The organism is Enterobacter cloacae complex sp. 277I4 (assembly GCF_050031465.1).
Lineage (GTDB): Bacteria > Pseudomonadota > Gammaproteobacteria > Enterobacterales > Enterobacteriaceae > Enterobacter > Enterobacter cloacae.
In genome coordinates, this window is record NZ_JBLGWC010000001.1 from 925,596 (window position 1) to 938,559 (window position 12,964).

Annotated in this window: 8 protein-coding genes and 1 pseudogene; 5 read left to right on the plus strand and 4 right to left on the minus strand. The window is 48.7% G+C overall.

All coding sequences use genetic code 11. The features are described 5' to 3' along the window. Positions 1-28: 28 nt before the first annotated feature. The 4 genes and pseudogenes from ACQG19_RS04410 to ACQG19_RS04425 all read right to left on the minus strand — a co-directional run. Positions 29-664, minus strand: coding sequence for a hypothetical protein (locus ACQG19_RS04410; protein ID WP_000772020.1), 636 nt, complete (start codon positions 662-664; stop codon positions 29-31). Further along, positions 661-1,374: a WYL domain-containing protein gene (locus ACQG19_RS04415; protein WP_040207089.1), complete on the minus strand. Its 714-nt coding sequence runs from the start codon at positions 1,372-1,374 to the stop codon at positions 661-663. Before ACQG19_RS04415 ends, ACQG19_RS04410 begins: the two co-directional genes overlap by 4 nt. Before the next feature lie 260 nt (positions 1,375-1,634). After that, positions 1,635-2,510 carry a GTPase family protein gene (locus tag ACQG19_RS04420; protein WP_001614360.1) on the minus strand — a complete coding sequence of 292 codons (876 nt, stop codon included), beginning with the start codon at positions 2,508-2,510 and terminating at the stop codon, positions 1,635-1,637. A 448-nt stretch (positions 2,511-2,958) separates the two neighbouring features. Further along, positions 2,959-3,250: pseudogene (locus ACQG19_RS04425) on the minus strand (group II intron reverse transcriptase/maturase); the annotation flags it as partial. A 303-nt stretch (positions 3,251-3,553) separates the two neighbouring features. Here ACQG19_RS04425 and ACQG19_RS04430 point away from each other — a divergent pair. Genes ACQG19_RS04430 through ACQG19_RS04450 form a run of 5 tightly spaced genes read left to right on the plus strand, consistent with a single transcriptional unit; the run spans position 3,554 to position 12,877 of the window. Then, positions 3,554-3,718 carry a helix-turn-helix domain-containing protein gene (locus tag ACQG19_RS04430; protein ID WP_425531660.1) on the plus strand — a complete coding sequence of 55 codons (165 nt, stop codon included), beginning with the start codon at positions 3,554-3,556 and terminating at the stop codon, positions 3,716-3,718. A gap of 14 nt (positions 3,719-3,732) precedes the next feature. Then, positions 3,733-6,999, plus strand: coding sequence for a helicase-related protein (locus ACQG19_RS04435; RefSeq protein ID WP_246932896.1), 3,267 nt, complete (start codon positions 3,733-3,735; stop codon positions 6,997-6,999). Further along, complete coding sequence (locus ACQG19_RS04440) at positions 6,992-7,846, plus strand: DUF4391 domain-containing protein (RefSeq protein ID WP_001614365.1); 855 nt, start codon at positions 6,992-6,994, stop codon at positions 7,844-7,846. The genes ACQG19_RS04435 and ACQG19_RS04440 overlap by 8 nt, the downstream gene beginning before the upstream one ends. Before the next feature lie 50 nt (positions 7,847-7,896). Continuing rightward, entirely contained in the window at positions 7,897-9,837 is a 1,941-nt protein-coding gene (locus ACQG19_RS04445; protein WP_001614366.1) for a site-specific DNA-methyltransferase, read from the plus strand. A 1-nt stretch (position 9,838) separates the two neighbouring features. Further along, positions 9,839-12,877 carry a type III restriction-modification system endonuclease gene (locus tag ACQG19_RS04450; RefSeq protein WP_001614367.1) on the plus strand — a complete coding sequence of 1,013 codons (3,039 nt, stop codon included), beginning with the start codon at positions 9,839-9,841 and terminating at the stop codon, positions 12,875-12,877. The last annotated feature ends 87 nt before the right edge of the window (positions 12,878-12,964 follow it).

Consider the following 12,964-nt stretch of genomic DNA (forward strand, 5'->3'; position numbering starts at 1 on the left):
ACTCCCTGTTATGGTTGTTTTCAGCGGGTCAGCAGTTGCCGGTACGACGACATAATTCCGCCAGGCTCTGTTTCGCTACCCACTGTTGCAACTCTCGATCTTTTTCAGAACGCTTAGCTGCCAGTGCAGCCTGCTGCTGTTTGTCAATACAATTATCCTTCACCATCATCACGACTTCCGGCGTGAGTTGTTTTCTAAGCTCAGCAGCTTTCGCATCGACGTCTTCAACAGGTGGGTCCTGATAGAGAAGACGATCTTCAACAATCGTCCAGTAGTTTGCCATTCGGTCATCTACAATGGCGAAATAACAGCCACTCCCGTCATCAATTCCCCGATAAACTACCTGAAGATGTAACGGATACTCGTCGCGAGGTTTTATATCGATGTATTTGACAGTTTTAGCTTTCTTGTCTGCCAGATAAAGCGAACTACCGCCTCTGCTACGAAGCAGAAAGTGATTCGTCCAGGGATAATTATCAAGAACGACCGCCTGGTATAACTCGTTATGCATGCGGTTATCATCGTATCCATCAGCGGATTTCCAGCCATCAGCCTGCATGTACTGCCAGGCCTTAACTGAACCCACGATATTTTCTGCGATGGCCGGGGTCACAGAGGTAATGCAGAGGCTGGCGGCCAGCGCCGCCGAGGTGAGTAATTTCATGCCTGTTCCTTATGGGTAAGCTGCCCGTAACTGCCGTCAGCGAGTAGTGAATGAAAAACATGAAAATGAGGTAACGCCTGTAAAAAATCCGGGTGTGACAGAATGCGGGTGAAATGTCCGTCTGGTGTGAAGGTTTCCGCGTGAAACGTCACGGAGTGAACTGTGTGCAGTGCAAAAACGGTTATCCGGGCAAGGTGTTCCCCCACCAGAAACCACTCACCGGCGCTGAAAATCAGTCGGTAGGGGGCAAGGTTGTCGCAACGGCATCCGTCAGCCAGCAGGGTTACCTTCCTGTTTTCTGATACCGCCCTGACCAGTCGTGTGAAGATGCCTGGGCGGGAAGACGTTACGGATGTCCCCGGATGCCAGATAAGGCATGGCGAGGAGTCCTTGCTGCTCAGCAATGAACTGACCAGATGGTGGTCCATATCAGGAAACAACGCGCCAGTGCCTGACTGACGGGCAAACTGCATTGCGGCCTCCTCCCGAATCTCCTGACGGCCTCCGGTCAGCAGACGGCAGCAGCCATCCTGATATTCGAGGTCGAGATAAATCAGACGCTCGCGGAAATCACGATGTAGGGTACGCTCCGAGACGCCAAACTCAGCGGCCAGTTTGCGCATATTCAGCGTTTCACCCGCGAGCAGACGGCTGATAATCAGAGAAAGCCGGACAGACAGGCGGTCATAACGACGCTCAGTCTGAGACATGTATTATCTCCGTGTTTGGTAATTGATTAATTAAGAAGGTATTACTGTAAAGGATGAGACTGACAGGTTATGTCCGTGATACGTAGCGAAACGCCTGGCGCGAGAAGACTGCGTGGATGCAACGTCGGCAGTGGTGACGCGCTTATGACTGGTGATATCTTTTGCTGGTCAGGACAGGTTGTGTCTGCTTTAAAATAATCATCCACCAGGCTGTGAATAAACAGAGCCATCCACTACAACGCTGATGACCTTTTACTCATTCAGAAGAAGATCCAGTCCCAGACCGCGCGGGCTACAGACACCACCGCATCACGCACGGTACGTATCACCGTCTTCAGCGGCGCAGGCAGGAATGACGATGACTCTGCCGTATCGAACACCCGCCCCACCGCCTCACCGAAGCCGTCACGGGCCTGCGACTTTACCGGCTCCGTGCAGAGCCTCCCGTGCAACTGTGTCGCTACTGGGCTGGTGGCGCGGTCCGGCAGACAGCGCATCATGGTTGCTACCATATCCTCCACGCCCCATCCGGTACAGGCGGATACCACGCAGACCGGGTGATGTGGCTTAAACATCGTGGTAATGGCAACCTGCTTTTCCTGAAGATTTTTCTGTTGCTGTGCTGAGGGAGTACCCGAACGGGTATCCCATTCATGGCTGGGTTCTATTTTGTCGGCCTGGTTAATCACGAACACCACCTGCTGCTGGTAAGGCTGCATCACACCGCGCCAGAACTGCTCGTCCACCGACAGCGCCCGGTCATCGGCCTTAATGACCCACAGAACCAGGTCCAGTTCCGGCAGCATACGCCGGTACAGGGCACGGTATTCATGGTCCCGTTGCCCGTTCTCTCCCACACCCGGTAAATCAACAATCACCAGACTGTGACGCCCGCTGCGCAGCCGGAAGCGCAGCACTTCACGGGTACAGGCGTTCACATCACTGACGGGGGAGACCTCACCCCGGAAGAGTTCGTTACAGAGCGAAGACTTACCGGCACCGCTTTTGCCCATGATACCAATCACCGGCTCGTAGTGGGTGAGATTCTTAATACGTTCAAGAATAAGCTGGCGAAGCGTATCGGGAAGCGACGCCAGCGGTTGTTCAAGGGCCTGAAGGCCGTGAGGTTTAGTCATACAGGGTTCTCAACGTGAAAAAGAAAAATCCCCGCGCTCCGGTTAAGGAGGCGGGGGATTCACGGAGATAATATCTGTCTGAAATTATTTGGATTGTGACAGGTTAAATGACGAAAGGCACTCCGTCTTAGTGAGCGAACGTAATGATATGGGATCGATGATGAGCAGCACACCTGCAACATCACACTCCTGTCCATCACACCAGTGTTCATTGAGAGCGCCGTTATGAATCCTTATTCTCCCTCCATCGTCTCCGGCAATTCGACTGACACGACAAATACACGAGCCTTTCTGCAACAGGCCGTTGACCATTACCCACGACTCGTGGTGTTCTGCTTTACGTTGACGCTGCCGTACCGCGAAAGCATGGCCGATTACCGGTCATTGATTCTGCGCTTTCATACCGAAGTCTGGCAGCGTATTGGCGAATATTCGTGGCAACGTCAGCAGGCGCGGCGTCACTTACCGCCCGAAAGAGACCGACCTCGATGTGCCCGCCTTGATGGTTTTCCACAGGAGGGCCATAAAACGTGTGTCACTGATCCTGCGGCGTACGGCTTTTATCAGCAGTCGATGGTGTACGGTGTCGAAGTAACTGGACAGGTCGTCTTCAATCACCCAGCGCCCCGGGTTTCCCCACAGTCAGTGAGCTGTAATTTCACCGTGCGGATCGCGTGATGAACACTGCATTCAGGCCGGAAGCCATACGAGAGCGTATGAAAATCACTCTCCCATTTCACCTCTGCTCAGGTGGCCAAATTCAGTAAAACACTACAAAGCTGGCGAACTACCTAGACGATGACAGTATCCATAATTGCAATACACAAGATTTCTACTATGTCCCTGTGCGGGAGCTAATTTGATGTGTGTAGACGTACGCTACCCTTGGGGAGTAATTCCTAGTCATTCCCCCTGACCTAGATGGCTTCTATCTGCTTGACAACGGGTGATAATGTTGAACGTATGATGGCAACCTTGTACTATTTCGACACTGAAACATTACCCTCAACAGAGTGCGGATAACGCAAATGAGTGTGCAAATAATGACCGTCAAGGATGTCGCGTCGTACCTCAAGCTCAACGAGCGAGCTGTTTACCGTATGGTAATGTCAGTGAAAATACCTGCCTTCAAAGTGGGCACATCCTGGCGTTTCAAGCGTGAAGACATCGAAAAGTGGATAGAAGAACAAAAGAATGACAGACAATAATAGGGAATTTCGGGGTGTTACTGGATAACAAAACTAGCGGTCATGTTGGTATCGAACTGAAAAAACATACCTTTTCTGGTTCCAAGCTCTCTGTTCTGTCCAGCCTGTTTACCTTATATGGCTTTGCCTCGCTGAAGCACGAGTTGAAGCAGCTGGAGTCTGCAAGGATTATTTTCAGCGAATGGGATTCGACCAATCTGCAGAACCTGGTTGGTTCTGATTCAGACGTTCGCCTGCTGAATCAGCTGCAACAAAAACGCATCGCCAGTGAGTTTTCGCAATGGCTGGCAAACAAGGCTGAAGTGAAAGCCAGTGTAAGACCTCAGCCGGGGCAGAATATTATTCATCTTGGGGCTACCGAGCAAAGTTTTGCCATCAGCGGCAGTGCCACGCTCAGTCCAACTGGGCTCGGCGACGTGCGCTGCGACTCCCTGCACATGAACATAGGCTTGTCTGACCTTGAGAGCACCCGGCAGCTTTTGACGTGGTTTGATAATGTCTGGGCTGATGCACAGAATCTTCGTGACATAAAGAATGATCTGATTGCCAAATTGGATGCAATCGCCGTCGATCAATCGGCCAATTTTATCTATTTCCTCACGTTATATCATTTGTTCAAAGACTTCCTCGAAGACATCGACGAAGACAACATCATCCGCAGTAAAACCGGCTTTAAAGATACCCTAGTCTGGAGCAAACTCTACAAATTCCAGAAAGACGGAGTGCTGGGTGCAATAGATAAGCTCGAAAAGCACAACGGTTGCATCATTGCCGATAGCGTGGGTTTGGGTAAAACCTTTGAAGCCTTGGCTGTGATCAAATACTACGAACTGCGTAACGATCGGGTGCTTGTTCTATGCCCGAAAAAGCTTCGTGACAACTGGACCATGTACACGGTCAACGATAAGCGCAACCTGCTCGCAACTGACCGCTTTAATTACGACGTACTGAACCATACCGATCTGACTCGACCGAAAGGCTACTCGGGCGAAATCAATCTGGAGACAGTGAACTGGGCCAATTACGACCTGGTGGTCATCGACGAATCCCACAACTTCCGTAATACACCGAGCAAGGCGGAAGGTAAAAGCCGCTATGAGCACCTGATGAACGACATTATCCGCTCAGGCGTAAAAACCAAGGTGCTGATGTTGTCGGCAACGCCGGTCAACAACCGCATGAACGATCTGAAAAATCAGGTCGCCTTCATTACTGAAGGTCGGGACGATGCCTTTGCCGAACAGGGTATTAAAAATATTGAATCCACTCTGCGGCTTGCCCAGAAGCAATTTAACAAATGGGTCAGTGAGCCGGTCGAAAAGCGTACCACCGCAGCCTTGCTCGACATTATGAGCTTTGACTACTTCAAACTGCTCGATATCGTTACCATTGCCCGTTCCCGCAAACACATAGAAAAGTACTACGGCACCGAAGATATCGGCCGCTTCCCAACTCGCTTGCCACCGAAAAACATCTATGCCGACATTGACGCATCCGGCGAGTTTCCGCCGTTAAAAGAGGTCAACAAAACCATCCGGCGGCTATCCCTAGCGGGTTATTCTCCGCTGAAATTCGTGCGCGAAGCTAAAAAAGCCGAATACGCCCGTCGTTACGATAAAGCCGTAGGCGCAGGTAAAGGCGTGTTCAAACAGGTAGACCGTGAAGAAAGCCTGATTCACCTCATGCGCGTCAATTTACTCAAGCGAATGGAAAGCTCAATTCATTCGTTCACGCTTACGGCCACAAAGCTTGCTCAGCAAGTCGACCGACTACTGGCCAAAATTGATGCCCACGAATCAGAAGAACTGTCCGAGCTGAATATCGAAGATATCCACGACTTTGAGCTGGAGTCCACGGAGCTGGAAAGTTACATGGTGGGCAACAAAACCAAAGTGTTGCTGCAGGATATGGATCTCATCCGCTTTAGGCAGGAACTGGAGGCCGACCGTGAGTTTTTAAGCCACATTGCCAAAACAGCACAAAGTGTGAACGCAGGCCGTGATGCAAAGCTAGAGCTGCTTAAAAAAACCATTGCCAGCAAGGTGGCTAATCCGCTAAATCCTGGCAATAAAAAGGTGATCGTCTTTACCGCGTTCGCCGACACGGCTCAATACCTGTATGTCCATCTGGCGCAATGGGCGCATTCCGAACTGGGCATTCACAGTGCATTGGTGACGGGCGGCGGTACCAATAAAACCACCATGACGGGCTTAGGTTCTGACCTCAACAATATTCTGACCGCCTTCTCTCCGGTATCCAAAGAGCGCGGCAAAGTAGACCCAACCGCTACTACCGAACTGGATTTACTGATAGCCACCGACTGCATCAGTGAGGGTCAGAACCTGCAGGATTGCGATACGCTCATCAACTACGACATTCACTGGAATCCGGTACGTATCATTCAGCGTTTTGGCCGTATCGACCGTCTTGGCAGTAAAAACACGCAAATCCAGCTCATCAACTTCTGGCCCAACATGGAGCTGGATGAATACATCAATCTGGAAGCGCGTGTCTCGGGGCGTATGGTGTTGCTGGATATATCTGCAACTGGCGAAGAGAACGTCATCGATGAAAACGCCAAAGACATGAATGACCTTGAATATCGGCGCAGACAACTACAGCAACTCAAAGACGCAGTAGTCGATCTGGAGGACATGAGCGGCGGTGTATCCATTACCGACCTTACCCTCAATGACTTCCGCATGGATCTGTCAGGCTACATGAACGATAAGGCCCGTCTCGCAACGCTGGAGCAAACACCGCTAGGCCTGTATGCCGCCGTCAGCATTGACGAAGATATGGTCGCCGATGGCATCAAACCCGGCGTCATCTTCTGCCTGAAGAATATCCGCAGCGGTAAAGAAGCGGTTCAGGTAGATGATAATTACCCGCTGGCACCTTACTTCCTGATCTACGTGACCGCTGATGCCGAAGGCAGCACTGTAGTTGAGCTGAACTTCACCCAAAGTAAAAAGATACTCGATCTGCTCAAGCGTGAAGCCTTTAAGCACAAAGTGCCCGATCAACCCGCCATCACCGAAGTTAACCGCATGACACGCCACGGGTGTGATATGAGCCACTTTCAGCACCTATTAGCTGTCGCTGTAGATAGCATTGCCGGGAAGAGCGAAGAAAAAGGCATTGAAAGCCTGTTTGCCAAAGGCGGTACTGTACTTACCGCCACCTCCAGTCAGGGCATTGAAGACTTTATGGTGGTGTCCTACCTGATATTGACAGCCGTTACTCAGGGAACAGAAGGTCAAGGAGAGCGTGATGTCTGATATGAGGTTAGGCTTGCCACAATTCGAAGCCTTTCTGGAAGGCTTGAACGTGCCCAATAGCTGTGTGCTCAATAAGCCCCTGTTCAAAAAGATGTTTCAGGAGCACGCCGACCTGGACGCTAAAGACAAAAAGGCTCTGAAGGACGATGTTGATAAAATCCGTTGGCTCTACACCCTAAAGCCCAGCACCATCAATATCGCGCCTTTTAGTGACGACCTGCGCGACTATGGTGAGCTGGCCTTTCTGCACGTGGAATTAAGCAATACCAAAAGCGCAGAACGAATTGGTCAGCTGATCAACAGGGCGATACCTTACCCATTAGTAATTTTCTTTGTGCACGCTGAAAACAAAGGCACAGAGGGCACTGGCGATTCGGATTCAAACGTACGCGAAAAACAACACGACAAAGAACAACTGGCTATCTGCCTGGCGGACAAGCGCATAAACAGAGCGGATCAAGCAAAGTGGGTCATTGAAGAGTTACAGCTATCACCTTGGCTAGGGTTGGGCTGCAAGACTCAAAGTGAACAAGCGTTTTTTAACAGCCTGAACTTTACCAGCTTGCCGCACAGTAATTTCTGGCAGTTCTACCAAGCCTTTATGTACCGTGTACAAGCGCTTCAGTGTGCTGAAGTCAGTGGGCGCTTTTGTTTGGTGGATGGTTTAGTGAATGGCGAAGCTGCAGAGCAGCAGCGGCAACAATTGCAACATTACCGTCAAATCGAGCAGGACATTAAAAAACTACGCGCCCAGATAAAACAGGCCGAGTTCAGCCAGCAGGTTGTGTTGAATACCCAGATTAAACAGCAGGAACAGCGGCTCAGGCAGATCGCTAATACGCTTTAACCGAATTGAAAAAGTAGAAGCCGAAAACAAAAGAATTAAGAGGAAACACAGTGAAAAACGTCATACCAGAAATGGATTCACAGAGCATGGACATCGTCGCTGATAATATCAGTAAACTCAAAGAGCTGTTTCCAGAAGCCTTTATCGAAGGCAAAGTCGACTTCGATGCCCTGAAAGAAGTGCTCGGTGACTATGTCGATGGTCGCGAAGAACGCTACAGCTTCACCTGGAATGGCAAAAGCAAAGCCCGCATGCTGGCACAAACACCAAGCGCTGGAACCTTACGTCCCTGTAAAGAAGAATCCGTTGATTGGGATAATACTCAAAATCTCTTTATCGAAGGCGATAACCTCGAAGTACTCAAGCTACTGCAAAAGAGCTATCACAAAAAAGTCAAAATGATCTATATCGATCCGCCCTACAACACAGGCAAGGATTTTGTTTATAAAGATAACTTTAAAGACAATATCAAAAACTACAAAGAGATCACTGGTCAGGTGGATGGTGAGGGGCGAAACTTATCTAACAATCCGGAGACGAGTGGGCGCTATCACACTGACTGGCTGAACATGATGTACCCACGCCTGAAACTTGCTCGTAATCTACTAAAGGATGATGGGGTTATTTTTATCAGTATTGACGACAATGAGTTTGCCAATATAAGGAAAATTGCCGATGAGATTTTTGGCGAAGAAAACTTTATCGCTAGCATTGTATGGCAAGGCGGCCGGAAAAATGACTCCCGTAGATTCTCTGTAGTACATGACTATATTTTGGTTTATGTTAAAAATGAAAATTATCTATCAGCGAGAGAAGTCAAATGGCGAGAGAGGAAAGAAGGACTCGATCAGGTATATGAAAAGCATAAAGCTCTGCTAAAAAAGCACGGCTCCAATTACGACGAAGCATCTAAGGAACTAAAAGAGTGGTTCAATGATTTGGGTGAAAATGATCCTTCCAAGGAACATTCACATTATTCAAAAATGGATGAAGGCGGCGTTTATTATGGCGACAATATCAGTAGTCCGAATTATAGAGAGAACCTGATATTTGAATACAAAGGTTATAAGCCACCAAAAAACGGTTGGAGGTATAACCAAGAGGCAATGGCTCGTCTAGATCGGGAAGGACTTTTGATATTTCCATCCTCAAAAGAGAGCCGAATTCAGTACAAAAGATATTTGCATCACACGGAGACATGGGCGCCTAGCACTTTTCTATATAAAGACAGACGAGCTGCATCGAAGAGTTTGTCTGCACTAATGGGTGGTGAGTTTTTCGACTTTCCAAAAGACATTTCCGTTCTTGCTCGTCTGATTGACACTTTCACAGGGGAGAGTGATTTGGTTCTTGATTTCTTTGCTGGATCTTCAGCTTTTGCGCATGCATGCATTGAATTGAATGTAAGGAGAAGTAAAGCGAATCGATTTGTAATGGTTCAACTCCCGGAAATTACTGACGAAAAATCAGAGGCATTCAAAGCTGGTTATAAAACCATCTCGGATATCAGCAAAGAACGCATTCGCCGAGCGGCGTGTCAAATTAAAGATGAAAACCCAGATTATCAGGGTGACCTTGGCTTTAAAGTCTTCAAACTTGATTCCACCAATATCAAACCTTGGGAGCTGGATTTCGATCTTACGGAGCAGGATCTGGAAGATCAGATATCCAATATTAAACATGGTCGTAAAGAAGAGGATGTGCTCTACGAGGTGCTGCTGAAGTACGGTCTGGATCTGACCTTGCCAATTGCCGAGCACAGTGTGGCTGGCCATAAGGTGTTTGATATCGGTATGGGCGCGCTCGTGATTTGCCTGTCGGATGATATTACCCTCGATGTGGTGGAAGGGATTGTCAAGCTCAAAGACGAACTCAACCCAGAAATTATACGGGTGGTTTTCAAAGACGCCGGGTTTGCCGACGACGTGGTAAAAACCAACGCGGTACAGATTCTCAAGCAGGCCGGAATTGAAGACGTAAGGAGCCTGTAATATGAGCATGAAGATTCAGTTCGATGCCAATCTGGATTATCAGCGTGATGCGATTGAGTCAGTAACGGGCGTATTCGCCGGCCAGGAAATCTGCCAGACCAACTTTACGGTAGCACCGCTGCATTCCTGGGAAGAAGGCTCGCTGTTTCATGGTATTCAGGAAGATACCCTGGGTATTGGTAACCGCCTACGCCTGCTGGATGAAGACATCCATGCCAATATCCGCAAAATACAGCTGAAAAATGGCCTCGCGCCGTCAGAGTCATTTGACTCGAAATACGGCATTCACTTAACCGTGGAAATGGAAACCGGAACGGGTAAAACCTATGTTTACCTGCGTACAGTTTTCGAAATGAACCGGCTCTATGGCTTTACCAAGTTTATTATCGTGGTGCCGTCCATCGCCATTAAAGAAGGAGTGCAGAAGTCACTGGAAATTACGGCGACTCATTTTAAAGAGCTGTACGAAAACGTTGCCTTCGACTATTTCACCTACGATTCCAGTAAGCTGTCGGATGTGCGTAACTTTGCGACCAGCCCTGACATTCAGATCATGGTCATCAATATCGATGCCTTCCGGAAAAGCTTTAGCGACCCGGAGCAAGAGAACAAAGCCAACATCATTCACCGGGCACACGACCGGATGACCGGTGCCAAGCCGATCGAATTTATCCAGCAAACCAACCCAATTGTGATTGTCGATGAGCCGCAGAGTGTTGACACCACAGATAAGAGTAAAGAGGCCATCGCCTCGCTTAATCCCATGTGTACACTGCGTTATTCAGCTACCCATGTGGAAAAGCACCATATGCTCTACAAGCTTGATTCAGTTGATGCCTACGAGCAAAAACTGGTTAAGCAGATTGAAGTGGCAGGCATTGAGGTTAAGGACGGCCACAATAAGGCCTTTATCAAGCTGGTCAGTGTGAACAATAAAAAAAGCCCGATCAGTGCCAAAATCGAAATTGATGCTCGCCTGAAGAATGGCAGCATTAAGCGCAAGGAAGTCACGGTGACCAGCGGAGCGGATTTGCTGGATGCCAGGTACAGCGGTGGCCGCGATGTATATGACGGCTACATTATTGATGACATCTACTGCGAACAGGGCAATGAATACATCAGCTTTACCAGTAAGCCCGATATTCTGAAACTGGGTCAGGCCTTGGGAGAAGTTGATCCGGATGAATTTAAACGCCTGCAGATCCGCAAAACCATTGAAGAGCATCTCGATAAAGAAATGCGCCTGCGCCCACAGGGCATTAAGGTGCTGAGCCTGTTTTTTATCGACAAGGTCGCCAACTACCGCTGGTATGACGAAGACGGTAACCCGCAAAAGGGTAAGTTCGCCCTGATGTTTGAGGAAGAATACGATCGCGCCATTCGCAAACCCAAGTACAGCCAGTTATTTGAAGGTGCCGATCTGGATACAGCTGCACAAGGCGTGCATAACGGTTATTTTGCGATCGATAAGAAAAAAGATTCGTCAGGCAAGGAAATGCTCAAAGAATCTAAAATTGGAAAAGATGGCAAGGCGGCAAGCAGCGAATCTGATGGCAGTGCTTACAACACCATTATGAAAGACAAGGAATGGTTGTTGAGTTTTGATTGCAAACTGAAATTCATTTTTTCCCATTCAGCGCTCAAGGAAGGCTGGGACAACCCCAACGTGTTCCAGATTTGCACCCTGAACGAAACCACATCGGTCATTAAAAAACGTCAGGAGATCGGTCGTGGCTTGCGCATTTGTGTGAATCAGGATGGCGAGCGGGTGCATGGCTTTGCGGTGAATACCCTCACTGTGATGGCTAATGAATCCTACGAGCAATTTGCAGAGCAATTGCAGAAGGAAATAGAAAACGAGGAAGGCATCAAGTTTGGCGTGGTCGAGAAGCACCTGTTTGCCAATATCGTGGTACCGGTTGACGACCACAATCACGAATACTTAGGTGCCGAGGCGTCGAAGCAGTTGTGGGAACACTTGCAGAGCGAAGGCCACATTGACAGCAAGGGTAAAGTGCAGGATAGCCTCAAGGCGTCATTGAAGAACGGTACTCTGGCGTTGCCTGAGGCATTCCAGCCCCATGCAGCACAGATTGTGTCGGTACTGAAAAAAGTATCCGGTAACCTGAACATCAAGAACCGTGATGACAAAGCCAAGGTTTCCTTGAACAAAGCGGTCTATCTGAGTCCCGAGTTCCAGGCTCTGTGGGATCGTATTAAATACAAAACCACGTTCCGTGTGGACTTTGATACCAACGCGCTGATCGAAAAGTGCGCCGAAGAGATCAAAGTTAACCTTCAGGTGGGCAAGGCTCGTTTCACTTACCGCAAGGCGAAGACTGAAATAGACCGTAGTGGAGTGCATACACAACAGGTTCAGGAAACAACCAGTGTGTACGAATCCCGCGCGTTCGATTTGCCCGATTTGATCACTTATTTACAGAATGAAACCAACCTGACGCGTCGCACCATAGTTGCCATTATCAACAAAAGTGGCCGCCTGGAATCATTCAAGAACAACCCGCAGAAGTTTATTGAGCAGTCTGCCAACATTATCAAAAGTCAGATGCGCCTGTTTATTGTCGACGGCATCAAGTACCAAAAGATTGGTGATGATCAGTTCTATGCTCAGGAGTTATTCCAACAGAACGAGTTGTTCGGCTACTTGAAAGACAACATGGTTAAAGCCGAGAAGTCCGTCTTCGACCACGTGGTTTACGACTCTGATATCGAATTGGAGTTCGCCTCGGCCTTCGAGCGAAACGAGGATATCAAACTTTACGCCAAACTCCCTGGTTGGTTCAAAATCGATACCCCATTAGGCGGTTACAACCCCGACTGGGCGGTGCTGATCGAAAAGGACGGAAAAGAAAAGCTCTATTTCGTTGTCGAAACCAAAAGCACGCTCTTCTCGGTGGAACGACGTCCGGAGGAAAATGCCAAAATAAAATGTGGTTATGCACATTTTGAAGCACTGGGTGATGAGGTGAAGTTTACGGTATCTAATTCGATGGACGAGTTTTCAAGCAGGTATGCGTGAGCAGTGTTAATTCACAGTTTTTTGAAATGAACGATTTGAAAAAGAAGTCGAAATGAAACTTGGACTGGATCTGGAGAACTGTTACAG

Coding starts and splice junctions, on each gene's coding strand:
- ACQG19_RS04410 (WP_000772020.1), bottom strand. CDS start 664: ATGAAATTACTCACCTCGGCGGCGCTGGCCGCCAGCCTCTGCATTACC.
- ACQG19_RS04415 (WP_040207089.1), bottom strand. CDS start 1,374: ATGTCTCAGACTGAGCGTCGTTATGACCGCCTGTCTGTCCGGCTTTCT.
- ACQG19_RS04420 (WP_001614360.1), bottom strand. CDS start 2,510: ATGACTAAACCTCACGGCCTTCAGGCCCTTGAACAACCGCTGGCGTCG.
- ACQG19_RS04430 (WP_425531660.1), top strand. CDS start 3,554: ATGACCGTCAAGGATGTCGCGTCGTACCTCAAGCTCAACGAGCGAGCT.
- ACQG19_RS04440 (WP_001614365.1), top strand. CDS start 6,992: ATGTCTGATATGAGGTTAGGCTTGCCACAATTCGAAGCCTTTCTGGAA.
- ACQG19_RS04450 (WP_001614367.1), top strand. CDS start 9,839: ATGAGCATGAAGATTCAGTTCGATGCCAATCTGGATTATCAGCGTGAT.